This window comes from Nostoc sp. GT001 (genome assembly GCF_030382115.1).
In the GTDB taxonomy this organism is placed as follows: Bacteria; Cyanobacteriota; Cyanobacteriia; order Cyanobacteriales; family Nostocaceae; genus Nostoc.
The window spans coordinates 3,807,716-3,825,541 of sequence record NZ_JAUDRJ010000003.1 but is presented as its reverse complement, the minus strand read 5'-3'; the positions used below and the strand labels follow the sequence as shown (position 1 = coordinate 3,825,541).

Here is a 17,826-nt window from a genome sequence, read left to right as displayed (position 1 = left end):
TTTGCTCTATTTCGTTTTTACGCAGTCATTTAGAGAATTTCGCTTACTTATATCAACCACTAAATGGTTCTGACATTCCTACTACAACCTTTCTCTTACCCACAAAAGGTTTTCTACCATGTGCTGTTAGCATATTATCTAACATCAAAATATCACCAGTCTGCCAAGGAAAAACTATTGTCTCTTGCTGATAAATAGTACGCAATTTATCTAAGACATCTACCTCAATTGGCGAACCATCACCATAGTAGGTATTATGTGGTAAATCTTCTTCAGAAAACTCAGCTAATAAAGCTTTTCTAATACCAGTCTCTAAAGTTGAAACATGAAAGAATACTGCATGATTAAACCAAACTAAATCACTCGTATGCGGATGTTTAGCAATTGCTGGGCGGATTTGTCGAGTTCTTAATTTATTCGATTCTCTCCACTCAAATTCTATACCCTGATGGTGACAAAAAGTCTCTACTTCTTCACGATTATCAGTTTGAAATACTGTTTGCCAAGGTAAGCCAAAACCATCGCCAAAGTTACGCACATACATTACTTGTTTTTGGGCAAAGCGATCGCAAATTTCTTTAGGTATTTTCCGATATAATTTTCGTGTATCAGCTATCGGTGTTTCACCTCCCTGCTGTGCTGGTGTCACACAGTGAAAGAAAATTTTCAGCGGATAGGTTGCCGTGTATGAGTTCTCACTATGGAGAAAAATACTTTCCTCGGCAGGATGATCTGTAGATGTATAAATTTTACCTTGAATTGCGCTCCGAGGTGAAGAGCGATCGCGATATTCAATTAACTCTCCCGATACCGTTTTGATTAACTTTTCAAACTCTCCTATATCTGGAATTTGAAAGCTACGAAATAAAATTCCACCATGCTTATACAAAGAATCTTTGATTAATTCTAAATTATTTGCTACCCAATTTACAAGATTTACACCTTCAATATTAGGTTGAATTAACAGCGGTAAAGTTTTATTAGCAATCAACGGTGTCATCTGCACTAATTGACTAATAGCTTTTCGTCTAATCTTTGTTGATAAATGAGCATAGCTTAACTCAGGCATAATCGTCTTCCCCAAAAAAATAAAATATGAAAAACTAAATTTCACCAATAGCTGCACGCTTGACAAACTTTAATTTGTGTCTGCTAATATCTTGTAATTCTTTTTCTTGCTGAGACTGTTGCTGTCGATCAACTTCAACTAGTAAACTTCTTAACTCATTAACCTGAATATCTGGCTTTTGCAAAATAGAACGCAGTATGACCTCATAATGCCTAACCATACGTCTAATAGTTGTCACATCAAACAAATCTATTTTGTATTCCCAAGAACCATTAATTTCCCGATCGCTTTCCCAAATGCTGAGTTTTAAATCAAATTTAGAAGTACCAACATCTACCTCTTCCGGGTGGATATTCAAATCGTTAATTTCTATATCTGGTATCGGTGCATTTTGTAAAATAAACATTACCTGAAACAAGGGGTTATAACTCAGATTGCGTTCTGGTTGTAACTCCTCTACCAGCTTCTCAAAAGGTAAGTCTTGATGGGCATAAGCATCTAATGCACAAGCACGTAAACGTTGCAGAACTTCTCGAAAACTGGGATTTCCACTAAAATCTGTGCGGAAAACTAAGGTATTGATGAAGAAGCCAATTAAGTTTTCTGTTTCTTGCCAGTTACGACCTAATACAGGTGAACCAACTAAAATATTCTCTTGCTTATTATAACAGTAAAGCAATGTTTTAAACACTGCTAATAATGTCATAAATAAAGTTACACCTTCTTGTTTATTTAAGTTTTTTACTGCTTCCTTGATTTCTCCTGCAATGGTGAAAAACTCTTTTTTACCTTTGAATGTTTGAATTGCTGGTCTAGGTCTATCGGTAGGAAGTTGAAGTAAAGGTGCGCTACCGTTTAGCTGCTGTTTCCAATAATCTAATTGAGGTTGGAGAACATCTGTTTGTAACCATTGTCTTTGCCAATAAGCATAATCTGCATATTGGATACTTAGTTCAGGTAAAGGTGAAGGTTTGCCAAGAGAGAACGCAGCATAAATTGTTGCTAGTTCTTGAATAAGCACACCAATTGACCAACCATCAGAGATAATGTGATGGATAGTAATTAGCAACAGATGCTCATCTTCTTTGAGATGTAGAAGTGTTGCTCTTAATAGCGGTAGTTGGGAAAGGTTAAATGGCTTTTGGCTTTCTTGCAAAATTAAACTTTGAATATCAGAGTCGAAATTTTGCAGAATTGATAATTTGAGTTCTAGATTCTCATGAATAACCTGAATAGGTCTTCCGTCTATAGGAGTAAAGGTTGTCCGTAAGCTCTCGTGACGCTTGATGATTTCATTCAGACTTTGTTCGAGGATCACTGGATTGAGTTTACCAGTTAATCGAATAGCGATCGCAACATTATAAAAAGGATTTCCCGGCTCTAACTGGTCAAGAAACCATAAACGCTCTTGTGCTAAACACAGAGGTAATTCACCATCGCGAGGAACAGGCTGAAGTTTGTGATTCGTGGTGGTTGTCTCTGTAGCTAACACCAGTTTAACTACCTGAGCAATACTCGCTTCAAACAAATCTATAGCCGAAATAGATACCCCTACATCTTGCTGAATCCGATTTTTCAAATCAAACGCCTGTAAGGAATCTATACCCAAATTGCTCAAAGGTTGTTGAATATTTACCTGCTCTAAAGGTACTGATAAGACTTGAGCTACCAACTGTTGTAAGTAAGTTTCTAGATTTGTCGGTTGCTCTTTCGGCAAACTCACGTCAGAATTATCCAAAATACTACTTTGGACAACATTGAGAGTCCCTGCTAAAAACTCTGCTTTGGTAGCGCGACGTTGGATTTTCCCACTAGAGGTTTTAGGAATACTACCAGGTTTAATTAACACCACTGCATAAACTTGCATCTCAAATTCTTGAGAAACCGCCTGACGAATAGCAGCAGTAACTTCTTCTAGATTTGGTTTGGCGCGGAATTCTAACTCCTGCACCACTACCAACTTCTCTTCGTTCTCTACCTCAACTGCAAATGCAGCACTACTACCTAAACGTAAAGCTGGGTGAGAGCGTTCTGTGGTGAGTTCGATATCTTGTGGGTAAAGGTTGCGGCCGCGAATAATAATTAAATCCTTGGCTCTACCCGTAATAAAGACTTCGCCACTATCCAAAAAGCCTAAGTCACCTAGGTGCGGAGAAAAGGCCCTGATGCTTCGCCAATTTTTGTATCTTGCAAAAAGGCATGAAAAGTCTGTTCTGTCTCTGTTTGACGATTCCAATAGCCTTTGCCAACACTGGGGCCAGATACCCAGATTTCCCCTACTTCTCCATCCTGACAGCGAGTTAAATTGTCTGGATTGGCAATTACAATCTGTTGTTGTGGCACACTGCGGCTACAGCTGACTAATGCTATTGAATTATCGTCCTCAGCAACCGCATCAATTACATCATTGCGTTCTAAAGCGCTCTTATTTACGTTTTTGCATCTAACTAACGCAGACTTGACGCTACCAGATACCATCAAAGTGGCCTCTGCCATGCCGTAACAAGGATAAAAAGCTTCTGGACGAAAACCGCACTCAGCAAAGGTAGCTGCAAAACGCTCTAAAGTGTGGTGGCGAATTGGTTCTGCGCCGTTAAAAGCTACACTCCAACTGCTTAAATCTAGGGTGGAGCGTTGTTCAGGAGTAATTTTTTCAATACAAAGTTCATAAGCAAAGTTGGGAGCGCCACTGGTGGTTCCTTTGTAACGGGAAATTGCTTGTAACCAACGGTAAGGACGCTGGAGAAAAGCTGCTGGCGGCATCATGATACAAGGAAAACCCCCATATAAAGGTTGTAGTACGCCGCCAATCAGCCCCATATCATGATAAACAGGCAGCCAAGTGACAAACTTACTACTGGCGGAATGTTCCATATACTGGCGCGTCACCACAGCATTGTGTAGTAGGTTGCCATGATTGAGCATCACACCTTTGGGTGTACCAGTGGAACCGGAAGTGTATTGCAAAAAGGCCAGAGTTTCTCTATCAATCAAAGGCTCTTGCCAAGACTCTTCTATACCAGGTGCGAGGTTATCGGTAGTCAGCCAGCGAATACTATCTAGATCAAATTTATCAGCAAGTAAAGATTTCAATTGAGACAAGATGGCCGTTGTTGTCAGAATTACCGCCGTTTGTGCATCTTTTAAAATCGCCAAGATTCTGGGGGTGTTGCGCTCATTGCGTGGTGGATAAGCTGGGACTGCTACCACCCCGGCATATAGACACCCAAAGAAGGCCGGTAAGTAATCTATGCCAGGTGGGTAAAGTAGTAACGCCCGCTCTCCAGTTAATTCTAAAATTTGCAGTTGAGATGCGATCGCTCTACTATATCGATCTAACTCTCCATAAGTTAGAGTCGCTCCTTGTGCTTCTCCATCGTGCAGAAAGGTAAAAGCCTCAGTGTTTCCTTGCTCTACCGACCTGTAACGCAGTAGCTCCACAATTGTAGAAAACTTACAGACCATTTCTTCTAAATCGTTGACACATTCAGTCATTGCACTTTCAAAATCCTGATGCACAAAGAATTCTGGGATATCAAGCCGTTGCAGCCTTTGCCAAAAGAATGACAAATTTTAACCGTGTTCTATTTGCGTACAGCTTATTTTCCGGTGTTGCTGAATCGAGGTATAAATCTGGATGTAGAGCCGTGTCTCTACAAGGATTTTGAAATTACGCAAAATTATTTTTCGTACCGCAATCAGCAACGCCATTTTCTAATTCAGCAATATTATTGCTACTAATTTGCAATTACTCTTAAGACTTTAAAGCAACTTAGCTAAGATAGCAAGCAAATTTTAATTAAAAACTATTATTATCTTCTGCTCAAAAATAATTTCTAGCAAGTCTATCCAAAGATAGATGACAAAGTTTAGGTTAGGTTTAATTAACTTGAATATTGCTATAGTAATACCTTGAAAAGACTGATTTATAAGGATTTTTCGCAGAACGCTAGTGAGATTTAGAAAATTCAGAAGTTTTGATAAATGCTTGCTCAGGTGTAACCTTTATGATAATGTCTCCTAATAGCACTAGAGTTAGCTGCAAATTAGTCGCAGATAGCTTTTGAGGATTTCTAGAGCTAGTGTCAAGCATTATTGATAATCTATTGCGTCATTAATATCAGACGTGAAATTTTTCATGGGCTGTGAAAATGAGTATCAATATGCAACTAGAGCTTTACTTAAAAGCCTGTTAATTACAGGTTCAGTTCAAGGAGAAACAAGAATGAAGGGTGGGTTAATGAGTGAGATACGTTCGGTGGCATTAGCATTAGCGGTAATTAGCAGCTTAGTACAACCAGCCCATGCAGGAACACAGACAGCCGAACTATCTAGTCAGAAATCTCACTCTACAAGAGCGGCACAAATGCTTGTGCAAAGTAGCGATAACGTTAATAAAGTTACAGGCGTTAAAATAAATTCTACTGATAAAGGCATTGAAATTATTTTAGAAAGTGCCAACGCCGCAGCACTCAAACCTGTCAATAACAATCAAGGCAACAGTTACATAGCAGATATACCCAATGCAGTGCTAGCACTAGACAAAGGTGGAAACTTTACCCAAAATAATCCTGCACCAGGCATTGTATCCATCAGCGTCACTCAAACTAACACCAATACTTTGAGAGTAACTGTAATCGGTGAGGGAGGTTTACCTAATACAGAATTATTTGATGGTAATGAGGGTTTGATTTTTGCAGTTACACCAGTTGTATCTGCCACTAAACCACAGCAGCCAACACAAGCCGTGGCAGAAGTTACAGAAGTCAAACTTAATCCCACCAATAACGGTTTGGAAATCATCTTGACAACTCCAGATGGTGAAAAATTACCAGTATTGCCTAAGACTGAAGGCAACACATATATTATCGAAATTAACTCGGCTCAACTGCGCTTACCCAGTGGTGGTACATTCCGCCAAGAAAAACCCATTGCCGGAGTTAGTGAAATCACCGTGACTAACTCCGATGCCAACACTATCAGAATGGCTGTAATTGGAGTAGACAGTATTCCGAAAGTAGAGTTATTTGATAGTGACCAAGGTTTGATTTTCGGTGTCGCCTCAGCTGCATCCTCTACCCAAGCACAGACGCAACCCCAAACACCAACAGAATCAACCCAGCCATCGGCCTCTGACGAACCAATTGAATTAACAGTCACAGGTGAGCAAGACGGGTATCGCGTACAAGATTCATCAACTGCAACAAAAATAGATGTTCCACTACGTGACATACCTGCATCTGTACAGGTAATACCCAAAGAAATAATTCAAGACCGACAAGTAGTTAAACTCAACGAGCTAGCAGACAACGTTAGTGGTGTACGTCGTCAAGAGACTTATGGTGGACTTTCATCTCAAGGCTACTTCATTCGTGGTTTTGAGACAGGATTTGAGACTCTGCGTAATGGCTTCAAAGATTCTGGCTTCATTAGTCCGCGTGATGTTTCTAGTATCGAACGTGTAGAATTTCTCAAAGGGCCAGCATCAATTTTGTATGGTAGCATCAGCAGTCCTGGTGGTGTCGTCAACACAATTACTAAACAGCCGCTATCAGACCCGTTCTATCAAATCAATGGCACTATTGGCAGCGACGACTTTTACCGCACATCAGTTGATTTAACCGGGCCACTTTTAGAAAATCGTTCTGCTCTCTACCGCCTGAATGTAGCTTACGAAAATGCTGATAGTTTCCGTGACTTTGTGAATAATGAAAGTACTTATGTTGGGCCGATAATTACCGTGAAAGCGGGAGAAAATACAGATATTACCTTTGGTTATGAATACCAAAAGTATGACTACACTTTTGACCGAGGTTTTCCAAATAACAACAGGGTAGTTTTCGACCTCCCCATCAGCCGATTTTTAGGTGAACCCAATCTTAATAGAGGTGAATTTACATCTAATAATTTCACCTATGTTCTAGAAAGTAAATTTGGCTACAACAATGACTGGAAATTCCGCCAAGGTTTTAATGTCCTCAACGTTAGCGGTAGTGCGGGAGGCGTTCAAGCTAATTCTATAAACGATGATGGTCTAACTGTCGCGCGAGGATATCGAGTTAGTAATGATGAATCAAGCAACATTTCATTTCAAAATGAAGTTAGTGGCAAATTTAATACTGGCTCAATTCGTCATAATATCCTTGTGGGGTTAGAGTTATCCAGTTACAGTTTTCAGTACGAATTTTTTCGGGGAGATATTGCGGATTTAGATATTTTTAATCCGATTTATGGCGCACAACCAGAATCGGTGAGTCGCTCAGATTTTCAGAAGTATGGTGGAAGTAATATTGCACTATATTTACAAAATTTAGTCGAAATAACTCCAAATCTTAAATTGCTAGCTGGTGGGCGTTTTGACTGGGTTGATTCCTTTGATAGAAACTTGGAAACAGGCACAACTAACAACGAGACTTCAGATTCTAAATTTTCGCCACGAGTTGGGATAGTTTATCAACCTACTGATTCCACTTCAATTTATGGAAGTTGGACAAATTCCTTCAATCCGCAAATATTCGGGAGAAGTATTAATAACGAAGCATTTAAACCAGAAACAGCAGAACAATTTGAAGTAGGCATTAAGCAGGAGTTTCTTGACAAACGTCTCTCGGCAACTTTAGCTTATTTCGATATCACAAAGAAAAACGTTTTGACTACAGACCCTATTGATTCTGACTACCAAATCCAAACAGGTGAACAAAACAGTAGTGGTGTTGAACTCGATGTAGTTGGAGAAATTCTTCCTGGTTGGAAAATAATTGGCACATATACTTATACAGATGCCTTTGTCAGCGAAGATAATGATCCAACATTAGTTAATAATAGATTAGCTGGCGTACCTTACAACAGTGCTAGTTTGTGGACGACATATCAATTACAAAAAGGTAATTTACAAGGTTTAGGACTAGGATTTGGTCTAGTTTATGTAGGTCAAAGGGAATCTGGCTTACCAAATAATGTAAAAATTCCTTCTTATTTGAGAACAGATGCCAGTGTTTTCTATAAACGGGATAATTGGCGGGTTGGTGTCAACATTAAAAACCTATTTGATACTAAATATTACGAGTCTCAAGGGTTTTACATTGTTCCGGCTGCACCATTCACTGTTCTGGGAACTGTTTCTTTCGATTTTTAATTTGGGAGTCATTGTAAAATGTGAAACCTTGATTGACTGAAAAATTCACCGAATGGGTGGGGTTTCCCTGCCCTAATTTTGCTTTATTATTCAGAATTGGTTCAGCAACAACTGAATTATCTTGATTACACAAATAATATGGTTGAGATCGCACTTTTAGGGTCGCAGTGAAAATTTTAGTACTAGATTACCCAATTATTTCATTATGGTTAATTCCTTTTGTGCCTTAGAGTCTCGTGATGTTGGTGAAGATCCAATTGCCAATGCTTACAATTTTGATTTTTTTGTGATGATTGAATGTCCAACTCCTTGGATAGATGAGACATTTAATTCTAAATCAGTTCCCGATAATCTGCGAAATCTAGTTAAAGAATTTGCAGAATATGAGATAGCTGTAGAGTTTTTATTAATTTATAATAAAGAATTGCAGCAGCCAGATACAACAAGAGTTTTGATATTTCATAGTCCTACTGGTTTTGCTCAAGGATATAGCAAATCTGAATTTTTATTATCTGATATTACTGAGGCGGCAACTATTATTAAAAAATGCTTATTTGAGAAAAATTTAGATACTTGTATTAACGAATGTGACACAAGAGATATTTTTATATGTACTCATGGTAGCCGTGATAAATGCTGTGCTAAATTTGGTAATCCTTTTTATCGTCAGGCAAAAAATATCGTTAAAGATTTAGGCATGAAGAATGTCAGAGTTTGGCAATCTAGTCACTTTGGTGGTCATCGTTTTGCACCTACTGCTATCGATTTTCCAGAGGCTAGATACTATGCTAGGTTAGATTCTGAATCATTTTCTTCCATTTTGACCCGCACTGGAAATCTTGAATTTATTAAGCATATTTATCGTGGGTGGGCAATATTACCAGAAGCTGCACAGGTTTTAGAAAGAGAAATGATTCTTATCTATGGTTGGCAATGGTTAAGTTACAAAGTTGATTATCAAATTATCCAACAAACTGAGAATGGGGAATTTAATCGCATAAAACTAAATTTTCTTAAGCCAGATGGGAGCTTGGGTAGTGTAAAAGCTGATGTGTTAGTTGATAAAGCTAAGACTCTATATCTAAGCGATTGCCAGGGTGAGATTGTCGAAACAATTCCCCAGTTTTATGTAGAAAATTTGTTGGCAGAGGTATATGAATAAAAAGTATACGATATGAAAAAAAGATACCTATATTATCTTAAATTGTGTATTCTGATGGCGATCTCATTATTCTTGTTTGCCGCTTGTCACAGTGGTTTTGGGCAAAATATAGGTGCATCTAAATCACAATCAATACCAGAATGTCGTTTAGTTAAGCATGAATTAGGTGAAAGTTGTGTACCTCTAAACCCGCAGCGTATTGTTGTTGCAGAGCAAATTACATTAGAACCTTTGATAGCATTAGGTTTGAAACCAATAGGTATACCTGACAATGCTTTTGTAGCTAGTAAAGCTAGTTTTCTCAAGAGCCAAATGGCTGGTATAACTTATATAGGTAAAGAGGGGCAGTTGAATTTAGAAACAATATTGAAATTACATCCAGATTTAATTATTAGCTTATATGATATTAACTTAGAAACCTATCGATTGTTTTCACAAATAGCTCCTACAGTTAAATTTAAATATGTCCATGCTCAATGGCAAGAATCTTTTCGGCAGATTGGTGAAGTATTAAACAAGGCTAAACAAGCTGAAAAATTACTCAATCAATACGAACAGCGATTAACAAAATTGCGGGCTAATCTAGATGTTCGCCTAAATAAACTCAAAGTTTCTGTCAGCCGTTTTCATGGAGGAGTACAACTACCTGAGTTTCGTTCTCAATTTTCATTCCCTGGCAGTATTTTAAAAGAAGTCGGAATTGCTATGCCAGATGCCCAACGTCAGTTAATTAAATCTCCTGACGATACTTTGGTAATACTGAACTTAGAACGTATAGACTTACTTGATGCTGATGTTTTATTTGTAGCGGTAGATCCTGGGGCTAGAGAATTATTCCAAAAATATCAAAAGACTCGTCTTTGGCAAACTCTTAATGTAGTTCAAAATCAACGAGTTTATAGTGTTGATTCTAGTTACTGGATTTTTGGAAGCATTCTATCAGCAAATGCAATACTTGATGATTTATTTAAGTATCTGCTCAAGGCAGCGTGACAGTGAATTAATTAGTCAATCATAAGGAACGCTGCTCATGAAAACAGAAATGAAATTTAGTAGTTTTCGTAATTTTATTATTGTCTGGATTGGTCAGTTTGTTTCGGCTATGGGCAGTAGTATGACCAGCTTTGCCCTGAGTATTTGGGTCTGGGAATTTACAGATCAGGTAACAACATTAACCCTTGTAGGTTTTTATACGTTACTTCCCAGTATTGTGATTACTCCAATTAGTGGAGTGATTGTAGATCGGTGGAATCGTAAGTTATTGATGATTGTAGGAGATAGCGTAGCCGTAGGAGTAACAATAGCGATCGCACTTCTATATCTAACCAATCATTTGCAAGTTTGGCACTTATATATTACAGGAGCGATCGCAGGAGTTTTTAATCAATTACAATCTCTAGCCTATTCTGCATCTGTAGGATTAATGATACCTCCAAAGCATTATTCCCGCGCTAGTAGTATGGAATTTTTATCAGATTATGGTGCAAAAATTATGGCACCAGCTTTTGCTGGTTACTTATACCATGTAATCGGCTTGGTGGGAATTTCGCTGATTGATATCTTAACTTTTACTTTTGCAATTATTAGTGTGCTTTTAATACACATTCCACAACCACCATCTAGAGAAGTTCACAGTCAACATCCAGAAAATATTTGGCAGGAGTTGGGGTTTGGTTGGCGTTATATCCAAGCACACAAGAGTCTGCTAGCTTTATTAATGACGGGAATGCTGTTTTGGTTTTTTCACGATGTTGGTGGTGCTGTTTACACACCAATGATTCTGGCACGTTCGGGCAATAACACTCTTTTGTTGGGTAGTTTAGCCTCAGCAGCAGGTATAGGTGGTGTGATGGGAGCATTAATCATGAGTGCTTGGGGTGGATCTAAGCATCGAGTTAAGGGCTTTTTATGGGGAATGATAGGTGCGGGATTGAGTAAAACCATTTTTGGGTTGGGAAATACAGTCTTCGTTTGGATTGGCGCTCAATTTTGTTCTTCGGCCAATTTTCCCTTAAATGGCAGTTCAGAAAATGCCATCTGGCTAGCAAAGGTTACTCCTGAAGTACAAGGGCGAGTTTTTGCGGTGCGATCGCTACTTTTTCAGATATTCTCAGCTATAGCCTATTTAATTGCCGAGCCTCTGGCGGATCGAGTTTTTGAACCAGCAATGAAACCAAATGGTCAGCTAGCATGGCTTTTTGGTAGTACGTTTGGCATAGATAAAGGTGCTGGGATGGCACTTTTATACGTTCTATGTTCTTTATGTATGTTGCTGGTGGGTATGTTTGGATTTAATGTCCGTTTGCTACGGAATATAGACTAAAGTCATTAAATTTTTCCAGTCAAATTAATTTAATTAAAACCATCATGTTGAATATTAAGGTGTATTTGTGGCTATTTGACCAGCCAATACTGAAAAGAAAATTATCTCGATTTTTAGCTTTTATCCTCAGTGCCATTTTAGTTGTAGTTTTGGCAAATAACAGTTTTGCGACTGCACCCAAAACTACAGAGATATTATGGGATACTTACGGCATACCGCATATATATGGTAAAGATGCTCCAAGCGCTTTCCAGGCATTTGGTTGGGCACAGATGCAGAGTCACGCTAACTTGCTGTTGCGCCTCTATGGTCAAGCTAGGGGAAAAGCTGCGGAATACTGGGGGGAAGAGTATGTAGAATCTGATAAATGGGTACTGACGATGGGAGTGGTCAATCGTGCTAATTCTTGGTATCGGGCACAAAGTCCAGCTTTTCGTAGTTATATAAATGCCTTTGCCACTGGGATAAATACTTATGCCAAAGCCCATCCTGATTTAATTGATGAGCAAGTAAAAATAGTCTTACCTGTGAAGCCAGAAGATGTGTTGGCGCATTTGCAAAGAGTGCTGTATTTTACTTTTGTCGTTAATCAAGGACAAGTAGCAGATATTACTCATACTCCATCGGAAGCTGGTTCTAACGGTTGGGCGATCGCACCTAAACATTCTGCCAGTGGCAAGGCGATGTTGTTGGCAAACCCCCACACGTTATGGTCGGATTTATTTGTCTGGTACGAAGCCCAAATTACTGCTCCAGGGATGAATGCTTCGGGAGCAGCGCTAGTGGGAATTCCGGTTTTAGCGATCGCCTTTAACGATTATTTGGGTTGGACTCATACCGTCAATACTCATGATGGTTGGGATGTATATAACTTGAAATTAGCTGATGATGGTTATCTTTTTGATGGCAAAGTCCGCCCTTTTACAACAGAAAAGTTTTTATTAAAGGTTAAGCAAAAAAATGGCTCGTTAGTCGAACAACCATTATTAGTCAAAAGTTCTGTCCACGGTGCAGTCGTTCAAGAAAAAGATGGGTTTGCTGTGGCGCTGCGGGTTGTCGGTGCAGATCGTCCCGGTGTGTTGGAGCAGTGGTGGGATATGGCACGTTCCCAAAACTTAACCCAATTTCAAAAGGTATTGAAACGCTTGCAACTACCGATGTTTACCGTCATGTATGCAGACCGAGAAGGGCATATCATGCACCTATTCAACGGTCTGGTGCCGATTCGTCAACAAGGAGACTTTCAATACTGGGAAGGTTTAATTCCTGGTGACACATCCAAAACTTTGTGGACAAAAATGCACCCATACAAAGATTTACCGCGTGTGATTGATCCGCCTAGCGGTTGGTTGCAAAATGCCAATGATGCACCTTGGACAACGACTTTTCCCACTGCGATCAAAGCAGATGATTATCCTGCTTATATGGCCCCACGAGGAGACATGTCTTTTCGGGCACAAAGTTCTGCAAAAATGCTGGCTGAAGATCCAAAAATCTCTTTTGAGAAAATGATTGAGTACAAACATTCCACCAAAATGGAACTTGCAGAACGCATCCTCGATGACCTAATTCCTGCTGCTCAAAAATATGGCGATGAATCAGCCCGTCGTGCTGCTGATATTTTGGCTGCTTGGGATCGGAATGCTGATGCTGATAGTCGAGGCGCGGTGTTGTTTTCCTTTTGGTGGGAAGAAATGGATGAAGATCAAACCTTTAGTATTCCTTGGAGTGAGAACTCGCCGCGCACCACACCCGATGGTTTAAAAGACCCAGAAAGTGCAGTGAAAGCGCTACAAATAGCGGCAACAAAAGTCGAAAAAGCTTATGGAAAGCTAGATGTTGCTTGGGGTGAAGTCTTCCGAGTGCGTAGCGGAAACTTAGATTTACCTGCCAATGGTGGCCCTGGGGATCTAGGAATATTCCGCGTCCTCCATTTTGCTCCAGCTAACGATGAACGCTTTCAAGCCGTATTGGGTGATAGTTATGTTGCAGCCGTTGAGTTTTCGCAGCCAGTAAAAGCAATGGCTCTCATCAGCTACGGTAACGCGACTCAACCCGGTTCGCCCCATATTACCGACCAACTACCACTGTTTACTCGCAAGCAATTGCGTCCTGTTTGGCGAACTCGGAAAGAAGTATTAGCAAACTTGGAGGAACGCAAAACTTTTTGACAGCTATGAGTTATGAATCAATTGCCTGTCTGTACAGTTGGAAAATTGTTCTGACGATCGCACTTATTAGTCTACCTTTACCAGCGTTGTCAGAAACCAAACAGCTGAATAATTATCAACCACAAAGTCTTCAGACAGAAATTAGCGATCGCGATCTGAAAATGATTGAGCAGTTAGTTGCGATCGCCCTACGTCAGTCTTCACAAGTACAGGAGGCAAAAGCTGCAATGGGATGGGGTGCTTTCACCGATGTTTTGAGTGTTGAATTTTCACCATCTCAAAGCACGATCGATTACAACTTACCCGATCTAGTATCTGAAAGTGAGCGCAGTTTTGCGATCGCCATGACAATTGACCCCATTAAAGTTTTGAGCATCATACAGCAATTACCGATAAGAGAAGCTCGCTGGCATGAAGTTAAACAGCAAAAACGGGTAGCAGTTGTACAGTACTACCTTGCTTACTTAAAAGCCCGTCAAGCGACGAAAATAGCTGCTTATCGAATGCAACAGCTTGCCCTTGTGGGAGCAAAAACTGAGCGGATTGCTAGCGTGAATTCCCAAGTAACTTTACCCGATGGAGTTAGTCAAATGGCGAATCCTGACTATGTTGCAGCTGCAACGGAAATGCTAAATACAAACGCACGCGATCGCTTGGCATTAGAAGAACTAGCAGCTTGTGTTGGCTTATCTTCACAAGCAACAATTACACTGCTTGAAGCCAGTAATTTGAACAATGAGTAGATCGATTCCCTCATCAGCCAGAGGATTTTTATCATCCCTAACATTTCCCGTTGCGGGTTTAATTGTGGGATTGCTAATTCTTTTGATTTGTCTAATTATCAGCGTTTCATTTGGCGCAGCAGATATTCCTCTGCATCAGGTACTCACTGCCTTTATTCAGTTTGACGGTTCCAGAGAACATTTAATTATACAAACTGTTCGCTTACCGCGATCGCTTTTGGCAATGTTGGTGGGTGCAGCAATGGCTACTGCTGGTGCAATTATGCAGGGTGTGACTCGTAACCCATTAGCCGATCCTGGTATTTTGGGGGTGAATGCAGGTGCAGCTTTTGCTGTAGTCATTAGTATTTTTCTATTTGGAACATCCGCACCAAGTGTTTATATTTGGTGTGCGTTTATTGGTGCAGGTGTTGCGGTTGTCAGTGTCTATATTTTTGCTTCTCTAGGACGTAACGGTATAACTCCCTTAAATCTGACAATTGCGGGTGCCGCTATTAGTAGCTTACTTTCTTCACTAACAACAGGAATTTTAATAGTCAGTCAGCGAACTTTGGAAGAAATTCGCTTTTGGTTGGCTGGTTCCTTGGCAGGTATGGATGAGGGTATTATTTTTCAAGTCTTGCCTTACATTTGTATTGGCATGATTTTGGCATTTGGTTTAGCAAGACAAATCACTATTTTAAGCCTCGGAGAAGATATTGCTAAAGGTTTGGGTCAACAAACTTTATGGATAAAAATTGCCGCTGCTGTCAGTGTTTTACTTTTAGAAGGTAGTTCCGTTGCTGCTGCGGGTTCAATTGGATTTATTGGATTAGTTATACCCCATATTGTTAGGTTTGTAGTTGGGGTAGATTACCGTTGGATATTACCTTATAGTGCAATTTTTGGCGGAATCTTGCTGTTAGTTTCAGATATATTGGCGCGATTATTAATTCGACCACAAGAAATACCTGTGGGAATTATGACAGCTTTAGTTGGTGCGCCATTCTTCGTTTACTTAGCCAAATATCAAGTAAAAAAATGAAGAAAAACTCACTGATTTTTCGTTCTACAAAACTAGGCTTTTCCTTTCGGATTCAAAACCAAGTTCCCAGCACTTTATTTATCTTGATAATTATCACCTTAGCAGTGATGGTAATTAACACTTCAGTGGGAGAATACCCAACACCGCCGCTAGCTGTAATTCAAACTGTACTGGGAATAGATACAGGAAATCCCGATTATGCTTTTGTAATTAATACTCTACGTTTGCCCAGAATCTTAACCGCTTGTTTGGTCGGGATGGCTTTAGCAATTTCTGGCACAATCATGCAAAGTTTAACTCGAAATTCTTTAGCTGACCCCGGAATTATTGGCATTAATTCCGGTGCAAGCCTTGCAGCTGTAAGTGTAATTGTATTATTACCAAACTTTCCAGCAGGAATTTTACCTTTATCAGCTTTTGTAGGTGCGTTAGTTGCATCTTTATTAATTTACTTTTTAGCGTGGGATCGGGGACTTCATCCCATTCGCTTAATTTTAATTGGTGTGGGAATTTCGGCTGTAGCTAGTGCTTTTACTAGTTTCATCGTGACATTTGGTCAAATTGACGATGTAAGTCAGGCTTTAGTTTGGTTAGCTGGTAGCGTTTACGGTAGAACTTGGGAACAGGTTTTTGCTTTTTTACCTTGGCTAGTTATATTTGTGCCTTTGGCTTTAATCAAAGCACCAGAATTAAATGCTTTAAATTTAGGAGATGATATTGCTAAAGGTTTAGGTAATAAAGTTGAATGGCAGCGCAGTTTATTATTATTAATTAGTGCAGCACTTTCTGGTTCAGCAGTAGCAACTGCGGGAACAATTGGATTTGTGGGATTAATTGCTCCCCATATAGCCCGTCAATTAGTAGGTGGAAATCATCAAGGTTTGATTCCAGTAGCGGGAATGACAGGAGCAATGATTGTGGTTTTATCTGATTTTATCGGCAGAATTATTTTTGCTCCTATCGAAATTCCTTGTGGAATTGTTACTGCTGTGATTGGTGCCCCATATTTTATTTATTTATTAATTAACAATCGAAAAAGCAAGACCTAATTCAGTATACTTAATACTAAGTAAGTAGAAATAAATTCTTTTTTAGGTGTAGCATTAATAAAAGCGAATAGTGTGATATGTCATGTCCAGGTAATTAGTTATGATTCCCATAGTACTTGCACCCTACGCGCCAGTTGCTCATGCCATGACCGCGCTGGCTCCCCTTAATCCCCTATCTACCTGCGGGGAGGGGAAACAAAGCGCTGATTTAGTGGGGTGGGGTTCTTTGGGTTTTATTAAGTAATCAAACGGATATGATATTACATACTTACAAAATTATCGAAGATTCTCTTAAGTTTAATTATGTCAATGTCATTATTGAGCGATAATTTACATTACCAAATGTCAGCAAATAATTTGACTTTGGGTTATGATAATATAACTATTATTAAGCATTTAGATTTAAATATACCACCAGGAAAAATAACTGCTTTAGTCGGTGCAAATGGCTGTGGAAAATCTACTTTATTACGGGGTTTAGCAAGATTATTAAAACCTCGCGTTGGCACAATTTATTTAGATACAACAGATGTATTTAAGCTATCAACAAAAGATGTTGCTAAAAAATTAGGGATTCTTACCCAAGGCCCAGTTGCACCAGAAGGATTAACCGTTCGAGATTTGGTAGCTTGCGGAAGATTTCCTTATCAAAGCTGGTTGCAGCAGTGGACAAAAGAAGATGAAAGATTAGTAGAACTAGCGTTAGAAATTACTGGGATTAAACACCTGTCAGAACGCGAGTTAGATACTCTTTCTGGTGGACAGCGACAACGTGCTTGGATTGCAATGGCATTAGCTCAAGATACGGATATTTTATTGTTAGATGAACCAACTACTTTTTTAGATTTGGCGCACCAAATAGAAGTTTTAGATTTATTGTATGATTTAAACCAAAACCAGCAACGAACGATTGTCATGGTGTTACATGATTTGAATCATGCCTGTCGTTATGCTGATTATTTGGTAGCGGTGAAAGAAGGTGAAATTTTTGCTGTCGGCGAACCTGATTTGGTGATTACTGAGAAGATGGTAAGGGAGGTGTTTGGGTTAGAATGTCGAATTATCCCAGACCCGGTTTCAGGGACACCGATGTGTATACCACTGGGAAGAAAGGGGAGAAAATAGAAGCAAATCAAAACCTTACATGGGA

Annotated in this window: 10 protein-coding genes and 1 pseudogene; 9 read left to right on the top strand and 2 right to left on the bottom strand. The window is 39.5% G+C overall.

What is annotated here, in order from left to right; genetic code table 11:
- Positions 1-52: 52 nt before the first annotated feature.
- Both QUD05_RS19305 and QUD05_RS19300 read right to left on the bottom strand, forming a co-directional pair.
- A complete protein-coding gene (locus QUD05_RS19305; RefSeq protein WP_289797485.1) occupies positions 53-1,069 on the bottom strand; it encodes a TauD/TfdA family dioxygenase in 1,017 nt (338 codons plus the stop codon).
- A gap of 34 nt (positions 1,070-1,103) precedes the next feature.
- Positions 1,104-4,564, bottom strand: a pseudogene (locus tag QUD05_RS19300) (condensation domain-containing protein).
- 643 nt (positions 4,565-5,207) lie between these two features.
- On the opposite strand from QUD05_RS19300, the gene QUD05_RS19295 reads away from it, so the two are divergent.
- The 9 genes from QUD05_RS19295 to QUD05_RS19255 all read left to right on the top strand — a co-directional run bounded on the left by QUD05_RS19295 (position 5,208) and on the right by QUD05_RS19255 (position 17,801).
- Positions 5,208-8,204 carry a TonB-dependent siderophore receptor gene (locus tag QUD05_RS19295; protein WP_289797484.1) on the top strand — a complete coding sequence of 999 codons (2,997 nt, stop codon included), beginning with the start codon at positions 5,208-5,210 and terminating at the stop codon, positions 8,202-8,204.
- 205 nt (positions 8,205-8,409) lie between these two features.
- Positions 8,410-9,366, top strand: coding sequence for a ferredoxin family protein (locus tag QUD05_RS19290; protein WP_289797483.1), 957 nt, complete (start codon positions 8,410-8,412; stop codon positions 9,364-9,366).
- Between the two features lie 54 nt (positions 9,367-9,420).
- The gene (locus tag QUD05_RS19285; RefSeq protein ID WP_289797482.1) at positions 9,421-10,359 is read left to right on the top strand and encodes an iron-siderophore ABC transporter substrate-binding protein; all 939 of its coding nucleotides are present in this window, start codon (positions 9,421-9,423) and stop codon (positions 10,357-10,359) included.
- Between the two features lie 37 nt (positions 10,360-10,396).
- The gene (locus QUD05_RS19280; protein ID WP_289797481.1) at positions 10,397-11,689 is read left to right on the top strand and encodes an MFS transporter; all 1,293 of its coding nucleotides are present in this window, start codon (positions 10,397-10,399) and stop codon (positions 11,687-11,689) included.
- 44 nt (positions 11,690-11,733) lie between these two features.
- On the top strand, positions 11,734-13,860 hold the full coding sequence (locus QUD05_RS19275) for an acylase (RefSeq protein WP_289797480.1): 2,127 nt from the start codon (positions 11,734-11,736) through the stop codon (positions 13,858-13,860).
- 5 nt (positions 13,861-13,865) lie between these two features.
- Positions 13,866-14,603: a hypothetical protein gene (locus QUD05_RS19270; protein ID WP_289797479.1), complete on the top strand. Its 738-nt coding sequence runs from the start codon at positions 13,866-13,868 to the stop codon at positions 14,601-14,603.
- Positions 14,596-15,627, top strand: a complete 1,032-nt coding sequence (locus tag QUD05_RS19265; RefSeq protein ID WP_289797478.1) for a FecCD family ABC transporter permease — start codon at positions 14,596-14,598, stop codon at positions 15,625-15,627. Before QUD05_RS19270 ends, QUD05_RS19265 begins: the two co-directional genes overlap by 8 nt.
- A complete protein-coding gene (locus tag QUD05_RS19260) occupies positions 15,624-16,676 on the top strand; it encodes a FecCD family ABC transporter permease (RefSeq protein ID WP_289797477.1) in 1,053 nt (350 codons plus the stop codon). Before QUD05_RS19265 ends, QUD05_RS19260 begins: the two co-directional genes overlap by 4 nt.
- Positions 16,677-16,979: 303 nt before the next feature.
- Positions 16,980-17,801 (top strand): ABC transporter ATP-binding protein, encoded by an 822-nt coding sequence (locus QUD05_RS19255; RefSeq protein ID WP_289797476.1) that lies wholly within the window; start codon positions 16,980-16,982, stop codon positions 17,799-17,801.
- Positions 17,802-17,826 lie beyond the last annotated feature (25 nt).

Coding starts and splice junctions, on each gene's coding strand:
- QUD05_RS19305 (WP_289797485.1), bottom strand. CDS start 1,069: ATGCCTGAGTTAAGCTATGCTCATTTATCAACAAAGATTAGACGAAAA.
- QUD05_RS19295 (WP_289797484.1), top strand. CDS start 5,208: ATGGGCTGTGAAAATGAGTATCAATATGCAACTAGAGCTTTACTTAAA.
- QUD05_RS19290 (WP_289797483.1), top strand. CDS start 8,410: ATGGTTAATTCCTTTTGTGCCTTAGAGTCTCGTGATGTTGGTGAAGAT.
- QUD05_RS19285 (WP_289797482.1), top strand. CDS start 9,421: ATGGCGATCTCATTATTCTTGTTTGCCGCTTGTCACAGTGGTTTTGGG.
- QUD05_RS19280 (WP_289797481.1), top strand. CDS start 10,397: ATGAAAACAGAAATGAAATTTAGTAGTTTTCGTAATTTTATTATTGTC.
- QUD05_RS19275 (WP_289797480.1), top strand. CDS start 11,734: ATGTTGAATATTAAGGTGTATTTGTGGCTATTTGACCAGCCAATACTG.
- QUD05_RS19270 (WP_289797479.1), top strand. CDS start 13,866: ATGAGTTATGAATCAATTGCCTGTCTGTACAGTTGGAAAATTGTTCTG.
- QUD05_RS19265 (WP_289797478.1), top strand. CDS start 14,596: ATGAGTAGATCGATTCCCTCATCAGCCAGAGGATTTTTATCATCCCTA.
- QUD05_RS19260 (WP_289797477.1), top strand. CDS start 15,624: ATGAAGAAAAACTCACTGATTTTTCGTTCTACAAAACTAGGCTTTTCC.
- QUD05_RS19255 (WP_289797476.1), top strand. CDS start 16,980: ATGTCAATGTCATTATTGAGCGATAATTTACATTACCAAATGTCAGCA.